14 protein-coding genes and 1 pseudogene are annotated in these 14,442 nt (G+C 71.7%); 8 read left to right on the top strand and 7 right to left on the bottom strand.

Features of this window, described 5'->3' with window-relative positions; genetic code table 11:
- Positions 1-28: 28 nt before the first annotated feature.
- Positions 29-1,156, top strand: a complete 1,128-nt coding sequence (locus tag ACWD02_RS11670) for an FAD-dependent oxidoreductase (protein ID WP_451207808.1) — start codon at positions 29-31, stop codon at positions 1,154-1,156.
- Between the two features lie 25 nt (positions 1,157-1,181).
- Here the strand turns inward: ACWD02_RS11670 and ACWD02_RS11675 are convergent, their stop codons facing one another.
- The 3 genes from ACWD02_RS11675 to ACWD02_RS11685 form a co-directional block, all read right to left on the bottom strand.
- Positions 1,182-1,604 (bottom strand): hypothetical protein, encoded by a 423-nt coding sequence (locus ACWD02_RS11675; protein ID WP_451207811.1) that lies wholly within the window; start codon positions 1,602-1,604, stop codon positions 1,182-1,184.
- 124 nt (positions 1,605-1,728) lie between these two features.
- Positions 1,729-2,694: an LLM class F420-dependent oxidoreductase gene (locus ACWD02_RS11680; RefSeq protein WP_451207814.1), complete on the bottom strand. Its 966-nt coding sequence runs from the start codon at positions 2,692-2,694 to the stop codon at positions 1,729-1,731.
- 102 nt (positions 2,695-2,796) lie between these two features.
- On the bottom strand, positions 2,797-3,702 hold the full coding sequence (locus tag ACWD02_RS11685; RefSeq protein ID WP_451207817.1) for a glycoside hydrolase family 16 protein: 906 nt from the start codon (positions 3,700-3,702) through the stop codon (positions 2,797-2,799).
- Between the two features lie 301 nt (positions 3,703-4,003).
- On the opposite strand from ACWD02_RS11685, the gene ACWD02_RS11690 reads away from it, so the two are divergent.
- The 4 genes from ACWD02_RS11690 to ACWD02_RS11705 all read left to right on the top strand — a co-directional run bounded on the left by ACWD02_RS11690 (position 4,004) and on the right by ACWD02_RS11705 (position 8,600).
- The gene (locus ACWD02_RS11690; RefSeq protein WP_451207820.1) at positions 4,004-4,819 is read left to right on the top strand and encodes an SAM-dependent methyltransferase; all 816 of its coding nucleotides are present in this window, start codon (positions 4,004-4,006) and stop codon (positions 4,817-4,819) included.
- A gap of 126 nt (positions 4,820-4,945) precedes the next feature.
- Positions 4,946-5,479: a 2Fe-2S iron-sulfur cluster-binding protein gene (locus tag ACWD02_RS11695; RefSeq protein WP_451207822.1), complete on the top strand. Its 534-nt coding sequence runs from the start codon at positions 4,946-4,948 to the stop codon at positions 5,477-5,479.
- Positions 5,476-6,471: an FAD binding domain-containing protein gene (locus ACWD02_RS11700; RefSeq protein ID WP_451207825.1), complete on the top strand. Its 996-nt coding sequence runs from the start codon at positions 5,476-5,478 to the stop codon at positions 6,469-6,471. The genes ACWD02_RS11695 and ACWD02_RS11700 overlap by 4 nt, the downstream gene beginning before the upstream one ends.
- A gap of 32 nt (positions 6,472-6,503) precedes the next feature.
- Positions 6,504-8,600 carry a xanthine dehydrogenase family protein molybdopterin-binding subunit gene (locus ACWD02_RS11705; RefSeq protein ID WP_451207828.1) on the top strand — a complete coding sequence of 699 codons (2,097 nt, stop codon included), beginning with the start codon at positions 6,504-6,506 and terminating at the stop codon, positions 8,598-8,600.
- Positions 8,601-8,750: 150 nt separating this feature from the next.
- On the opposite strand, the gene ACWD02_RS11710 is transcribed toward ACWD02_RS11705, so the two are convergent.
- Both ACWD02_RS11710 and ACWD02_RS11715 read right to left on the bottom strand, forming a co-directional pair.
- Complete coding sequence (locus ACWD02_RS11710) at positions 8,751-9,773, bottom strand: PHP domain-containing protein (RefSeq protein ID WP_451207831.1); 1,023 nt, start codon at positions 9,771-9,773, stop codon at positions 8,751-8,753.
- Positions 9,774-9,884: 111 nt separating this feature from the next.
- Positions 9,885-10,067: a hypothetical protein gene (locus tag ACWD02_RS11715; protein ID WP_451207833.1), complete on the bottom strand. Its 183-nt coding sequence runs from the start codon at positions 10,065-10,067 to the stop codon at positions 9,885-9,887.
- A 423-nt stretch (positions 10,068-10,490) separates the two neighbouring features.
- On the opposite strand from ACWD02_RS11715, the gene ACWD02_RS11720 reads away from it, so the two are divergent.
- On the top strand, positions 10,491-11,609 hold the full coding sequence (locus ACWD02_RS11720) for a PP2C family protein-serine/threonine phosphatase (RefSeq protein ID WP_451207836.1): 1,119 nt from the start codon (positions 10,491-10,493) through the stop codon (positions 11,607-11,609).
- 146 nt (positions 11,610-11,755) lie between these two features.
- The gene (locus ACWD02_RS11725; RefSeq protein ID WP_451209154.1) at positions 11,756-12,250 is read left to right on the top strand and encodes a DUF5709 domain-containing protein; all 495 of its coding nucleotides are present in this window, start codon (positions 11,756-11,758) and stop codon (positions 12,248-12,250) included.
- A 104-nt stretch (positions 12,251-12,354) separates the two neighbouring features.
- Here ACWD02_RS11725 and ACWD02_RS11730 read toward each other — a convergent pair whose 3' ends face one another.
- Together ACWD02_RS11730 and ACWD02_RS11735 are read right to left on the bottom strand one after the other, a co-directional pair.
- Complete coding sequence (locus ACWD02_RS11730; protein ID WP_451207840.1) at positions 12,355-12,927, bottom strand: GNAT family N-acetyltransferase; 573 nt, start codon at positions 12,925-12,927, stop codon at positions 12,355-12,357.
- Between the two features lie 67 nt (positions 12,928-12,994).
- Positions 12,995-13,411 (bottom strand): annotated as a pseudogene (locus ACWD02_RS11735) (HAD domain-containing protein); the annotation flags it as partial.
- A 363-nt stretch (positions 13,412-13,774) separates the two neighbouring features.
- Here ACWD02_RS11735 and ACWD02_RS11740 point away from each other — a divergent pair.
- Entirely contained in the window at positions 13,775-14,425 is a 651-nt protein-coding gene (locus ACWD02_RS11740; RefSeq protein ID WP_451207843.1) for a carbonic anhydrase, read from the top strand.
- The last annotated feature ends 17 nt before the right edge of the window (positions 14,426-14,442 follow it).

Below are 14,442 nucleotides of genomic sequence, written 5' to 3' on the forward strand. Positions count from 1 at the left end.
CGGGAGGCGCATGACCTGAGGAGCCACCATGAACACGCACAGCACTGACATCGCGATCATCGGCGCCGGCCTGGGCGGACTGACCCTCGCCCGCGTCCTGCACGTCCACGGCATCCCGGCCACGGTCTACGAGGCGGAGGCCTCACCCACGGCCCGGCCACAGGGCGGAATGCTCGACATCCACGACGACACCGGACAGCCGGCACTCCGGGCCGCGGGCCTCATGGACGAGTTCCACGGCCTCATCCTGGAGGGCCGCGAGGCAACACGGGTCCTGGCCACGGACGGCACCGTCCTGTACGACGACGACAGCGCACGCGGACGCCCGGAGGTACAGCGCGGGGCACTCCGCCAGATGCTGCTCGACTCCCTCCCCGCCGGCACCGTCCGGTGGGGGCACAAGGTCAGCGGCGTCCGCCCTCTCGGCGAGGGCCGCCACGAAGTGGCCTTCGCCGACGGCACCACCGCCGTCACGAGGCTGCTGATCGGCGCGGACGGCGCCTGGTCGCGGGTGCGGCCGCTGCTCTCCGACGCCAGGCCCGAGTACATCGGCAGATCCTTCGTCGAGACGTACCTCTTCGACGCCGACGCCCGGCACCCGGCCGCCGCGAAAGCGGTGGGCGGCGGGTCGCTGTTCGCGCTCGCGCCGGGAAAGGGGATCCAGGCACACCGGGAAAGCGGCGGGACCCTGCACACCTACGTGGCGCTCACCGAACCGAAGGAGTGGTTCGCCGCCATCGATTTCACCGACGCCGCGTCGGCCGCCGCACGCATCGCGCGGGAATTCGACGGCTGGGCGCCCGAACTCACCGCACTGATCACCGACGGGGAGACCGCCCCGGTTCTGCGCACCCTCAACGCCCTGCCCGCCGAGCACCGTTGGGAGCGCGTGCCCGGCGTGACCCTGCTCGGTGACGCCGCCCATCTCGCGGCCCCGAACGGCGAGGGCGCCAACCTGGCGATGTACGACGGCGCCGAACTCGGCACGGCCATCGCCACGCACCCGGAGGGCATCGAGGCCGCCCTCACCTCGTACGAGCAGGCCATGTTCCCCCGCAGCGCCGCAGCCGCCACCGACGGCGCGCAGCTCCACGAGCTCCTCTTCGGCGCCGACGCGCCGCACGGCCTGGTCAGCATGTTCGACGGAGGCGAGTAGCCCCCGCCGAGCTCCGCGCCGCCGCTCAGTGGCCAGGCAGCGGCGGCTCGCCCTCTTCGGCGCCCGTCAGGCGCAGTTGGACCTGTACCTCCTGGTCGCCCGACACGTTGCCCTTCGGCGAGACGACGAAGGCCGATTCGAGCGTGGTCCGCAGCCGGTCCACCGCCACCGGGCTGCCCTGCAGGTCGGCGGTGACGGGCCCCGCGAGCAGCACACCGCGGACCGGTCCCGGACTGTCGGCGGCGAGGAAGCCGCCGGTCCAGACGGCGGGGCGGGGCTGCTCCGTGCGGTGGGGCGCGTCCTCGCCGCGGTCGGAGGGGAAGTGGGTGCGCAGCACCCCGAAGACGGCGTCCGCGTCGGCCGCGGAGCACTCGCCGAGTACCACTTGCACCAGGTCCGGGGAGTCGGACTGTGCGGTGGGGGTTGCCGGGTCGGGTGTGTCGTTCACGCTGTGCTCCAGTGGGGTCGCGGGGCCTGATGTGTGATCACGGGTACCCGATGTGAGGGCAGGTATCTGGGGTGGCGGCCGCTGTCCGGGACGGAACGGCGGCCGGTGGCGGCACCCGAACTGCTCAGAGGTCGCGCAGCGCGGGAAGCAGCTTCTTCTCCGCCCAGTCGATGAACGGGCGTTGCTGGTCGCCGCCCACCTGGACGAGGGCGACCTCCGTGAAGCCCGCGTCGACGAAGGGGCGTACGGCGTCCACGAAGGTGTCGACGTCGTCGCCGCACGGGACCTGCTTCGCCATGTCCTCGCGGGTGACGAACTGGGTGGCGCCCGCGAAGCCGGAAGGACCGGGAAGTTCGGAGTTGACGGGCCAGCCGCCGACCGACCAGCGGAACTGGTCGTGCGCGCGGGCGATGGCCGCGTCCTTGTCGGTGTCGTAGCAGACGGGCAGCTGGCCGACGCGGGGCTTGCCGCTGCCGCCGTGCCGGTCGAAGGCCTCGATCAGGTCGGCCTTGGGCTCGGTGGCGATGACCAGGTCGGCCAGGCGCCCGGCCAGCGCGCAGGACCGGCCGCCGGAAACCGCCACTCCAATGGGCGGCAGCTTGTCGGGGACATCCCACAGGCGGGCGTTCGACACGTCGAAGTGGGTGCCCTGGTGATTGACGTTGTCGCCGGTGAACAGCGCGCGGATGATCTCCACCGCCTCCTCCAGCATCTCCAGGCGGACCTGTGGCGCCGGCCAGCCCGCGCCGACGACGTGCTCGTTGAGGTTCTCGCCCGAGCCGAGGCCGAGCCGGAAGCGGCCCTCGGAGAGCAACTGCATCGTCGCGGCCTTCTGCGCCACCACGGCGGGGTGATAGCGCACCGTCGGGCAGGTCACGTACGTCATGAGCGGGATCCGCGAGGTCGCCTGCGCCGCCGCGCCCAGCACGCTCCACGCGTAGGGGGCGTGCCCCTGCGAGTCGAGCCAGGGGAAGTAGTGGTCCGAGGTGACGGAGAAGTCGAACCCGGCCTGCTCCGCCGCGACGAGGTCGTCGACGAGCGCACGGGGGCCCGCTTGCTCGGTCATCATCGTGTAGCCGATTTGCACCATATTTGTACGCTTTGCCGAACTGCTCCTGCTGAAACCTCACCGTCCGCGGGCGCGTGAGACCGCCGCCCACGCCCGTTGGTGGTACTCGGGTGCCCTCCGGGCCTACTTCCAGTCGTACGCGTAGGCGGCGACCCAGGTGATCTCCAGCTGCGCGCTGCTGCCGGGCGCCGCGCCCGGTCCTTCCAGCGCGCTCTCGTTCTGCAGGATCCACGACAGCGGTCGGTCAGGAACACCGCGGGTGTCGTGTCCGGTCTCCCGTCCGTCGACGAAGAAGCGCACATGCCCCGGGGTCCATTCGGTCGACACCGTGTGCCATTCGGTCCACTCGTCGGCCCCGCGGAAGTAGCCCTGTTCGCCGCCGCCGCACGGATGATGGAAGGCGGTGAGGGACCCGGACCAGTTGCCCTCGGGGTGGTCCATCTCGCAGCCTCCGCCGTAGTGCAGCCAGGCCGACTTGTATCCGGGGGCCGGCTTGGTCACCTTGATGCGGGCGCTGTACTTGCCGTACTTCATCTGCATGACGGCGCGCGGTACGACCGCGGCGGCGTGCACGGGACCTCCGTCGGCGGGCCGCCACATCCGGATGCGCATACGGCCGTCGCCGTTCTCCGCAGGGCCCACGCTCACGGTGTCCTCCGGGTGGTAGACACCGACGACGTCGCGGTCCCGGTCGTTGGAGGTGTCGCGCCAACCGGTCGGGTAGGCCCACCAGTTGTCGCGGTAGGCGCCTTCGAGACCGTCGCAGTACGCGGCCGAGGTGTCCGGGTGATGGTCGCAGTCGCTGAACGCCCCCAGCGGCACCCGGTCACCGTTGAAGTCCTCGGCGACGACCTGCCAGAACGGCCCGCAGTCGCCACGCGGCAGCTCGGTGCCGACGCTGCCGCAGGCGTCGCCCGCGCGCGGCGCTCCCCCCGCACTCGGGATGGACAGCAGGGCGGCGAGCAAGGTGGCGCCGAGCGCCGCGGCCATGACGGGCCTGCGCCGCCCGGCCGCCGCGTGTAGTCCCATCGCGATGCCCTTCCTCCCGGCCACCCGGGCCCCACAGGACCCGGCGAGACACCCGCGCGAAGGGCACATCCTCGCGGAGGCCACGAGGCCCCGCCATACCGCCGACACGACGTCCTGCGAACTCAGGAGACCTTGTGCGGCCGCCTGTTGACATGGTCGCGAGGATCGTGCCCACCCGACGGGAGAAGCGGAACAAATAGAGAACGCGCCGAGAGCGTGAACTGGTGTACGCGTCCGCACGGTTGGGACGTAGGTTGTGCGTTGAACAGTTCACGCCTCGGTGGAAAGACGGACGCTACCCATGACCGACCACGCCACGACGCCCGGACCTGCGGCGCATCAGAAGATCGACTCATCGGTGCCGCACTCGGCCCGCATCTGGAACTACTGGCTTGGCGGGAAGGACAACTACCCCGTCGACGAGGAGGCGGGGGACGCCTACAGCGCCGTCTTCCCCGGCATCGTCACCGTCGCCCGCAGCAGCCGCGCCTTCCTGCGCCGCAACATCACCTATCTGGTGTCGGAGGCGGGCATCGGGCAGTTCCTGGACATCGGGACCGGCCTGCCGACCGTGGACAACACCCATGAGGTGGCCCAGCGGCTCGATCCCAGCACCAGGATCGTGTACGTCGACCACGACCCGATGGTCCTCGCGCATGCCCGCGCCCTGCTCACCTCCACGCCCGAGGGCGCGACCGCGTACGTCGACGCCGACCTCTCCGACCCCGACCGCATCCTGGCGGCCGCGGCCCAGACGCTCGACCTCTCCCGCCCCACCGCGCTGATCCTCAGCAACATCCTGGGCCACGTCGCCGACTACGACCAGGCGCGCGCCATCGTCACCCGCCTGGTGGACGGCCTGCCATCCGGCAGCTACCTCTCCATCAACGACGGCTCCCGAGGCACCGACGCCACCTACGAACAGGCCCAGGACGCCTACAACGAGACCGGCGCCGTCCCCTACTTCCTGCGCCCCGTCGACCAGATCACGGCCTTCTTCGACGGCCTGGAACTCCTTGACCCCGGTGTGGTCTCGGTCCCCTTCTGGCGCCCGGCCCCCGACTCCCCCACCCCGGAGCCCATCGGCGAGCACGGCGGCCTCGCCCGCAAGCCGTGACGTGACGCGCCCGCGGGCCGCCGCTCACGGCCCGCGGGCGCGCACGACATGCCGGAACGTCTCTCCTGACCCAGGCTGGTTACGCGGTCAACCGCAGATCCCGCTTCGACGAGGGAGCAGAGCGCCATGGGGACCGATGTGTACCGGTCGCAAGTGCCCCTGACGGTGAACGGCACACCCTGCCGTCCCACCGTCGACCACCGTTCGACGCTGCTCGACGTCCTGCGCGAACAGATGGGCCTCACCGGCGCCAAGAAGGGCTGCGACCACGGCCAGTGCGGTGCCTGCACCGTCCTCGTCGACGGGAGGCGCGCCAACAGCTGTCTGCTGCTGGCCGTCGCCCACGAGGGGTGCGACATCACCACCGTCGAAGGGCTGCGCTCCGACGACGGCGAGGGGCTGCATCCGGTACAGCGTGCCTTCCTGGAGCGCGACGCCTTCCAGTGCGGCTACTGCACACCGGGCCAGATCTGTTCGACCGTCGGCGCCCTGGCGGAAGCCGCCGCCGGCCACGCCTCGCACGTGACCGATCCGGCCGCGGACACCGGCGCCCCCGTGGAGCTGACCCGGGACGAGATCCGTGAGCGGCTCAGCGGCAACCTGTGCCGCTGCGGCGCCTATCCGCACATCGTCGAGGCCGTCGAGGACGTGACCCGGTGAAACCCTTCAGGTACGTGCGCGCCTACAGCGTCGAAGAGGCGACCGCCGCCCACGCCGGCCGCCCCGGCTCCCGCTACCTGGGCGGCGGCACCAACCTCGTCGACCTGATGAAACTGGGCGTCGAACGCCCCGGAACACTGATCGACGTCAGCAGGCTGCCGCTGGACGCGGTGGAGGAGCTGCCCGACGGGTCCGTCCGGGCCGGCGGGACGGTGCGCAACAGCGACCTCGCCGCCCACCCGCTGGTGCGCGAGCGCTACCCGGTTCTCGCCCAGGCCCTGCTCGCGGGAGCCTCGGGCCAGCTGCGCAACGTCGCCACGACCGGCGGCAACCTCCTCCAGCGCACCCGCTGCCCCTACTTCCAGGACCTGGGAAAGCCGTGCAACAAGCGCGAACCCGGCACCGGCTGCGGCGCACGCGACGGCGTCCACCGCGACCACGCGGTCCTTGGCCACTCCCCGCAATGCATCGCCACACACCCCTCCGACATGGCGGTCGCACTCGCCGCGCTCGACGCCCAGGTGGAACTGCACGGCGTACGGGGCCGACGCACCCTGCCCGCCGCCGAGTTCCACCGCCTGCCCGGCGGCCGTCCGGAGCAGGACACCGAGATCGCGCCCGGCGAGCTGATCACCGGAGTGCTGCTGCCGCCCGCGACGGCAGGCCTGCCCTCGGCCTACCGCAAGGCCCGCGACCGCGCCTCGTACGCCTTCGCGCTGGCCTCGGTGGCCGTGGTCCTGGACGTCGAGGACTCCGTCGTACGCCAGGCGCGCATCGCGTTCGGCGGCCTGGCCCACCGGCCCTGGCGCGCCCGGCGCGCGGAGGAGGAACTGCGCGGCGGCGCGCCGAGCGACCAGGCGTTCGAGGCAGCCATCGACGCCGAGCTCTCCGCGGCCGAGCCGCTGCACGACAACGCGTTCAAGGTGCGTCTGGCCCGTGACCTCGCCTGTGACGTCCTTCGGCACCTGGCGGACTCGCCCCCCGTCGCCTGAACTCAGCCCCCTCCGCTTCCAGGGAGATTCCCATGCCGGACACCGTCAGCGCCCTCGGAGCGCCCGCCGAGCGCAGGGAGGGCCCCCAGAAAGTGACCGGGGCCGCCCGCTACGCCGCCGAGCACACCCCCGAAGGGTGCGCCTACGCCTGGCCGGTGCCCGCCACGGTGGCGAGCGGCTCGGTCAGCGCCGTCGACGACACGGCGGCCCGGGAGGTGCCCGGCGTCGTCGAGGTCCTCACCCACCTGAACGCACCTCGCCTGGAGAAGCCGGACGACGCGACACTGGGCGTGCTGCAGGACGCGCGCGTGCCGCACCGGGGCTGGTACGTCGCGCTCGTCGTCGCCGACAGCCTGGAGGCGGCGCGCGAAGGCGCCGCGGCCGTCCGCGTCACCTACACCGAGGAACCGCACGACGTCACGCTCAAGGCCGACCACCCCGCGGCCTTCGTACCCGAGGACGAGGACGGCACATCGGGAGAGCACGTCCGCGGCGACGCGGAGGGCGCCTTCGACTCCGCGCCCTCCCGCGTCGACGTCACCTACCGGGTGCCACCGCTGCACAACCACCCCATGGAGCCGCACGCGGCCACCGCGCAGTGGCGGGACGGGCGGCTGACGGTGCACGACAGCAGCCAGGGCGCCACCACCGTCCGCGATGTCCTGGCGTCCCTGTTCGCGCTGCCCAAGGAACAGATCACCGTCATCTCCGAACACGTCGGCGGCGGCTTCGGCTCCAAGGGCACGCCGCGTCCGCACGTGGTCCTTGCCTCCATGGCCGCCCGCTCGACCGGACGGCCCGTCAAACTCGTCCTGCCGCGACGCCAGTTGGCGGCCGTGGTGGGCCACCGCTCGCCGACCCTGCACCGGCTGCGGCTGGGCGCGGAGCGGGACGGCAGGCTCACCTCCGTGATCCACGAGGTGACCGCGCACACCTCCCGCATCAAGGAGTTCATGGAGACGGCCGCCGCCGCCACGCGCGTCATGTACCCCTCGCCGCACGCCCGCACCACCCACCGCGTGGTGCCCCTCGACGTGCCGAGCCCGTCCTGGATGCGCGCCCCTGGCGAAGCGCCCGGCATGTACGCCCTGGAGTCGGCGATGGACGAACTCGCAGCGACCCTCGGCATGGACCCCGTCGAACTGCGCCTGCGCAACGACACCGACACCGAGCCCGACTCCGCCAAGCCCTTCAGCAGCCGCCACCTCGCCGAATGCCTGCGCGAGGGTGCCCGCCGGTTCGGCTGGTCCGAGCGCGACCCGCGCCCCCGCTCGCGTACGGAGGGCCCCGTACTCATCGGCAGCGGAGTCGCCTCGGCCACCTACCCGGTGGTCGTCGCACCGAGCCGGGCGAGCGCACACGCCTACCCCGACGGCAGCTTCGTGGTCCGCGTCAACGCGACCGACATCGGCACGGGCGCCCGCACCGTGCTCGCCCAGGTCGCCGCCGACGTGCTCGGCGTCCCGCTGGACTCCGTACACACCGAGATCGGCAACAGCGACCTCCCGAACGCGCCGCTGGCGGGCGGCTCCTCCGGGACGGCTTCCTGGGGCTGGGCCGTCCACGAGGCCTGTACGCGGCTGGCCGAGCGCCTGGCCGGACAGCAGGGCCAGCAGCTGCCGCCGGAGGGCGTCGGCGCCACCGCCGACACCAAGGGCGACGCCGACGCGGACAGCGACTACGCGCGCCACGCCTTCGGCGCCCACTTCGCCGAGGTCGGCGTCGACACCGTGTCCGGTGAGGTCAGGGTGCGCCGGCTGCTCGGGGTCTACGCGGCCGGGCACATCCTCAACTCCCGTACCGCGCGCTCGCAGTTCATCGGGGCGATGACGATGGGCCTCGGCATGGCGCTGACCGAGGGCAGCACCATGGACGCGGCCTTCGGCGACTTCACGGAGGCCGACCTCGCCGCCTACCACGTACCGGCCCACGCGGACGTGCCCGCCATCGAGGCGCACTGGATCGACGAGGACGACCCCCACCTCAACCCCATGGGCAGCAAGGGCATCGGGGAGATCGGCATCGTCGGGACGGCCGCTGCCATCGGTAACGCGGTGCACCACGCGACCGGTCTGCGGCTGCGCGAGCTGCCCCTCACACCGGACCGCCTGCTGGCGAGCGGCCTGTAAGGCACAAGCACCGGGGCCGGCGACGCACCTGGCTCAGGCCGCCGCCCGTTTCTCCCGTGTCCAGGTCAGCAGTTTCTCCGCCGTCCAGGTCGTCACCACGCGTTCGGTGCACAGCCTTTACAGCGCCGGCACCGAGGCCGGCCGCCTGGCTCAGGCCGCCGCCCGTTTCGCCCGTGTCCAGGTCAGCAGTTTCTCCGCCGTCCAGGTCGTCACCACGCGTTCGGCGGGCACCCCGCATTCCTCGGCCCGCTCGCAGCCGATCACCTGCCAGTCCAGCTGGCCGGGCGCGTGCGCGTCGGTGTCCACCGAGAACAGGACTCCGGCGTCCACGGCCCGGCGCAGCAGCCTGCGCGGCGGGTCGAGCCGTTCCGGGCGGCTGTTGATCTCCACCGCCGTGCCCGCGGCAGCGCACGCGGCGAACACCTCGTCCGCGTCGAACTGCGACTCCGGTCTGCCGCGCCCGGTGACGAGGCGGCCGGTGCAGTGACCGAGCACGTCGGCCCGGGGGTTGCTGACGGCGGCGACCATGCGCCGCGTCATCGCGGCGGCGTCCATCCGCAGCTTGGAGTGCACGGAGACGACCACCACGTCGAGGCGGTCGAGCAGCTCCGGCTCCTGGTCGAGCGAACCGTCGTCCAGGATGTCGCACTCGATGCCCGTGAGCAGCCGGAAGGGCGCCCAGCGCTCGTTCAGGTCCGCCACCACCGCCAGCTGCTCGCGCAGCCGCTCCGGAGAGAGCCCGCGCGCGATGGTCAGCCGCGGCGAGTGGTCGGTGAGCACGGCCCACTCGTGGCCGATCGCCTGGGCCGCACGGCCCATCTCCTCGATCGGGCTGCCGCCGTCGGACCAGTCGGAGTGCAGGTGGCAGTCACCGCGCAGGAGCGATCGCAGCTGAGCGCCACCCCCGGCGAGCGGGGCGTCCGCCTCACCTTCGAGCCGCTCCAGGTACGCCGGTACGTCGCCGCCCAGCGCCTCGCTGATCACACCGGCGGTCTTGGGGCCGATCCCCTTGAGCGACTCAAGGGACCCGTCGGCGACGCGCCGCGCGGCCTCGCCGTCGGCAAGACCGCCCACCACGGCGGCCGCGGTGCGAAAGGCCCGCACCCGGTAGGTCGGGGCACGGCCACGCTCCAGCAGGAAGGCGATCCGTTCCAGCGCCTCGACGGGATCCATCAGCACCTCCGGCCGTCGGGGCTCACGACGGCATATGTGTGCTTCCAGCGTCGCCCACAAAGGGCGGCGGGGCATGTGAGGGCCGGAGCCCCCCGCGCCCCGGAGAGGCGCCTACGCCGCGGGTTCGGCGGACGGGGCGTCGGGCACGACGGTGATCGGCCCCCTGAAGTCCAGCACGGCCTCGGCTCTCTGCTGGGTCTCCTCGGCGGCCTTGCGGGCTGTCGCGAGGACGTCGCCGTGCTCCTGGACGAGGGTTTCGTAGATCGGCGCCTCAGCGGCGTCATTGGCTGGCATGACCAGCGGCTCCTTGTTCGGGTGGCTGTAATGGTTCAGATCGGCCGCATGCGGCCGGTCCGCGACCTTACGCTGCGCGTGCGGGCCTCCGGGGACCGGGGTCGAACGCTGAGACGGCCTGCCCAGCGCACCGGGGAAAGCCCAGGAAGGCCGGGAATCCGGCGGGCGTAGGCGAAATGCGCGCCCCACACGCCCGAGGCCGGGCGGGATCAGCGGCCCGATGTGAGACTGCTGGTGAGGCGGTGATCACACATGGCGAGCCATTCCAGGGAGTCCGGCCCCGGGAACCGGGGTCCCGGAAGCTTCGGCCCGGAAAGCCCCGGCCCCGGAGCCCCCGGCTCAGGGAAGTCAGACCCCCGGCAGCCCGGTCCTGGGGAGCAGCTGTTCGAGCAGTTGCTGGCCGCGGCGCACGCTGCGGCGCCGATGGAGCTCCCCGCCCTGGCCCGGCGCTTCGCCGACGCCGTCGGGCTCGACCGGATCGACATCTACCTCGTGGACATCCAGCAGCGGGATCTGGTGCCGCTGGCCGACGGGCCGCCCACGCTCGGTGTGGACGGCTCTATCGCCGGTTCGGCCTACCGCGCGCACGCGCTGCGCATCGAGGAACTCGCCCACGGGCGGATCGTCGCGTGGCTGCCGCTGATCGACGGCGCCGAACGCCTCGGCGTGATCGGCGCCACGGCGTCCGTCATCGACGTCGCGCTGCTGCGCCGCTGCCGCATGCTGGCGTCCGTCCTGGCCATGACGATCACCTCGAAGCGGGCATCGAGCGACAGCTTCGCGCGCCGGACCCGGTCCGAGCCCATGCAGCTTCCCGCCGAGATGCTCCGGGCCTTCCTGCCACCCAGGACGATCGGCAACTCCCAGGTGATCTCGACGGCCGTCCTCGAACCCGCGTACGAGATCGGCGGCGACGCCTTCGATCACTCGCTGACCCCTTCGACGCTGCACGTGGCGATCCTGGACGCCATGGGTCACAACCTCGCGTCGGGCCTGACGACCGCCGTGGCCATGGCCGGCTGCCGCAACGCGCGGCGTGCGGACGCCGAACTGCCCGAGCTCGTGGCCACCGTGCAGCACGCACTGGCCGAGTGGCTGCCCGCGCAGTTCTGTACGGGAATCCTCGCTCAGCTCGACCTGACCCACGGCATCCTGCGCTGGTGCAACTGCGGACACCCGCCGCCCCTGCTGATCCGGGACCACCGCGTGCTCGACCGGGCGCTCGAACGACCGTCACAGCCGCCCATGGGGACGCCCGCTCAGCTGGCCGGCGCGGTGTGGGAGGTCCACGAGCAGGCGCTCGAGCCGGGTGACCGGGTGCTGATGTACACCGACGGCGTCACCGAGCTGCGTACCGGGGGCGGGTCCCAGTTCGGCCTGGACCGGTTCACGGACAGCATCATCCGCGCGACCGCCGCGGGTGAACCCGCGCCTGAAGCTTTGCGACAGCTCATCCACTCCATCCTCGACCGGCAGGACAACCAATTGCGGGACGACGCGACGCTGTTGCTCCTTGAGTGGCGCCCATCGGAAACGCGCTGACCTGCCACTCCCCCACGCCTTCCCCACTCCCCCCGCGACTCTCCCGCGTGCCGGAACGTGTGTTCTGGATCAGGGTGGATACACGGCAGGACACCAGCGACAGTCGCGCATGAAGGAGGACGAGCACCGTGGGAAACGACGAGGTCATGGGCGACGAGGTCTACCAGCCCGATGCGGAGGAAGTCCGTGAGGACGAGGGCATCCTCGACGCGGAGGACACGCTCAACGACCGCGGGGCGGATCCGTACGACGAGGGCTGGTCGCCTCCCGAACGGCCGCTTGGAGTGGCCCACACCGGTACCACCGCTCAGGAGCAGCAGGAGGGCGAGAGCCTGGCCGAACGCCTCTCCGAGGAGCGGCCCGACCCCGCGCTCGAGGTACCGGATCCCGCCGAGGCGGACGACGGCATCGGTGACACGACCGACACCGACGGCGAGCCGATCGAGGACGCGGAGGTGGGGGACGCCCGCGCCGGGCGCCTGTTCGCCCCGGACGAAGGCGCGAGCGGGGACGCGGAGGACGACGCCGAGCAGGACATGATCGGCGAGGACATGGGCATCGACGGCGGGGCGGCATCCGCCGAGGAAGCCGCGGTGCACGTCATCGACGAGGACGCCGAGGGCACCGACACGGCGAGGTGACCGCGTCACGACGCACGGCCGGCTGATCGGCGGGGCGCTCCAGCCCCTGCCCCGCCGCAGCCGTAGCCGTAGCCGTAGCCGTAGCCGTAGCCAGTGATATCCCGTCAGCGCAGGTCGAGCCGCATCAGGATGCGGGGGTGACCGGCCAGCACGGAGGTGGTGTCGGCGGCGTGGGTGAACCCGGCACGCTCGAAGTTTTTGCGGATCCCCGCATACGCCATCGTCAGGTCGACCTTGGCATCACCGTTGTCGAGCGGGTAGGCCTCGACCGCCGGTGCGCCGTGGGAGCGGGCGAAGTCGACCGCGCCGGCGATGAGGGCGTGCGAGATCCCCTGCTTCCGATGGCCGGGACGCACCCGGATGCACCACAGCGACCAGACCGGCAGATCGTCGACGTGGGGGATCTTGCGATTGCGCGCGAAGGACGTCTCCGAGCGCGGCGCCACGGCAGCCCAGCCCACCGGCTCCTCCCCCTCGTAGGCGAGCACGCCCGGCGAGGGCCGCGCCCGGCACAACTCGGCGACGTACTCCCCCCGCTCCGGCCCACGCAATGCGTTGTTGAGCTTCGACGGAATGCGATAGCTCAGACACCAGCACACATTGGCACCGGGCGACTTGGGCCCCACCACGGCACGAACGTCCTCAAACACAGAGGCTGGGCGCACTTCAATGGACATGGCAACAGAGTGGCACGCGTGACGGCTGGGCCGGGATCATGACGTGCGACCGGAAAGGGCCGCCCCCCTACGGCCCAGCCTGAGACCGCAGCCACGCCCCGAGGGCGGCGAAGTCCGCGTCCGTCATGCCGCGCGCGGGGTCGATCCGGTGCAGGAGGGCCGGTCCTGAGTGGTGTGCCGCCACCCAGGACCGATCGGCGCCGGTGATCTCGTCGTCCACCCAGGCGAACGCGCGTCCCGCTGCCCAACGGAGCACGGGCCGGGTCTTCCAGTGCAGTCCGCGTCTCGCATCAGCCTCAACCACCCCCTCGGCCCCGGACTCCTCGGACGGCTCCGGCCACAGCATCACGGGCAGCTCCGGCAGACCGAGCCACGGTGCGATGCATTCATTCGCGTCGGCCTCCCACGTCGTGGCCCACACCAGCTCGCACGGCAGCGCCATGAGCCGGGGGCCGCGGGCCGCCGTGTTGATCACGGGCGAACCGTAGCGGCACGACAGCGTTCCCCCCGGTCCCGAAATAGTTCCCGCTCATAGCGCCTGCAACGGAGCGTGAACGGAACTGCCTCATGTGCTCCACATGATCTCCACGTGAACCCTTGACCAACGGTTGAGATTTCGACTAACTCGCAGCTCAGGGGCGCTTATTACTCAATCTTTGGCAGAATTTTGCTCTGTCATCCGAGGTTAATGCGATGGCAAAGTGAGAGACACAGCTTCCGTACAGGCTGTTACCGGGGCGACGCGGTGCCCGCTGTTCTTCAGTGGTCCGCGCCGCCTCACTGTCACCATCGACCCGACCACACCGCGTCCCGGCTCCGTCCGCAGCGACGCAGGAGGCAGGCCAGCATGAAGTCCCTGATCGACAACGCCCGTTCCTTCGCCGAGACACACGTCGCGGCCCCGGAGAACGCCGCGGCCTTCCAGGCCCTCGGCGCCGGGCAGTCGCCCGAAGTCCTGTTCGTCACGTGCTCCGACTCACGCGTCGTACCGTCCCTGATCACCGGCGCACGCCCCGGCGAACTCTTCGAACTCCGCACGGCGGGCAACGTCGTACCGGTCTACCCCTCCGGCAACGACGCCGGCCGGGACGCCCACCCCATGAGTGAGGCAGCCACCATCGAGTACGCGGTATGCGTGCTCGGAGTCCGCGACATCGTCGTCTGCGGACACTCGCACTGCGGCGCGGTAGGCGCCCTGGTGCGGGGCGAAGACCTGTCGGCCGTACCGGCGGTACGCGACTGGCTGAACCACTCCGTTGCCCCCGACGCCGCCCTGCGCGCCCTCGGCGAAGCCTCCCAGGCCCCCGCGGACGTCGCCGAAGCCGTGCAGACCCACGTGCTCGCCCAGGTGCAGAGGCTGCGCGCGTACCCCTGTGTCAGTGAGCGCCTCGACGACGGCTCACTGAACCTGCACGCCTGGTACTACGAGGTACACACAGGCGCCGTCACCGCCCACGGCCTGTCGTTCGACGACCGGCCGGCGTTCGGTCCGCTGTGAGAGCTGCCACGCCCCAC

Source organism: Streptomyces sp. NPDC002853 (assembly GCF_053591915.1).

Excerpts from the sequence above, each read along its gene's own strand:
- ACWD02_RS11690 (WP_451207820.1), top strand. The coding sequence starts at position 4,004 with ATGACCGACCACGCCACGACGCCCGGACCTGCGGCGCATCAGAAGATC.
- ACWD02_RS11715 (WP_451207833.1), bottom strand. The coding sequence starts at position 10,067 with ATGCCAGCCAATGACGCCGCTGAGGCGCCGATCTACGAAACCCTCGTC.
- ACWD02_RS11680 (WP_451207814.1), bottom strand. The coding sequence starts at position 2,694 with ATGGTGCAAATCGGCTACACGATGATGACCGAGCAAGCGGGCCCCCGT.
- ACWD02_RS11720 (WP_451207836.1), top strand. The coding sequence starts at position 10,491 with ATGGAGCTCCCCGCCCTGGCCCGGCGCTTCGCCGACGCCGTCGGGCTC.
- ACWD02_RS11685 (WP_451207817.1), bottom strand. The coding sequence starts at position 3,702 with ATGGGACTACACGCGGCGGCCGGGCGGCGCAGGCCCGTCATGGCCGCG.
- ACWD02_RS11695 (WP_451207822.1), top strand. The coding sequence starts at position 4,946 with ATGGGGACCGATGTGTACCGGTCGCAAGTGCCCCTGACGGTGAACGGC.
- ACWD02_RS11705 (WP_451207828.1), top strand. The coding sequence starts at position 6,504 with ATGCCGGACACCGTCAGCGCCCTCGGAGCGCCCGCCGAGCGCAGGGAG.
- ACWD02_RS11725 (WP_451209154.1), top strand. The coding sequence starts at position 11,756 with ATGGGCGACGAGGTCTACCAGCCCGATGCGGAGGAAGTCCGTGAGGAC.
- ACWD02_RS11670 (WP_451207808.1), top strand. The coding sequence starts at position 29 with ATGAACACGCACAGCACTGACATCGCGATCATCGGCGCCGGCCTGGGC.
- ACWD02_RS11710 (WP_451207831.1), bottom strand. The coding sequence starts at position 9,773 with ATGGATCCCGTCGAGGCGCTGGAACGGATCGCCTTCCTGCTGGAGCGT.
- ACWD02_RS11730 (WP_451207840.1), bottom strand. The coding sequence starts at position 12,927 with ATGTCCATTGAAGTGCGCCCAGCCTCTGTGTTTGAGGACGTTCGTGCC.
- ACWD02_RS11740 (WP_451207843.1), top strand. The coding sequence starts at position 13,775 with ATGAAGTCCCTGATCGACAACGCCCGTTCCTTCGCCGAGACACACGTC.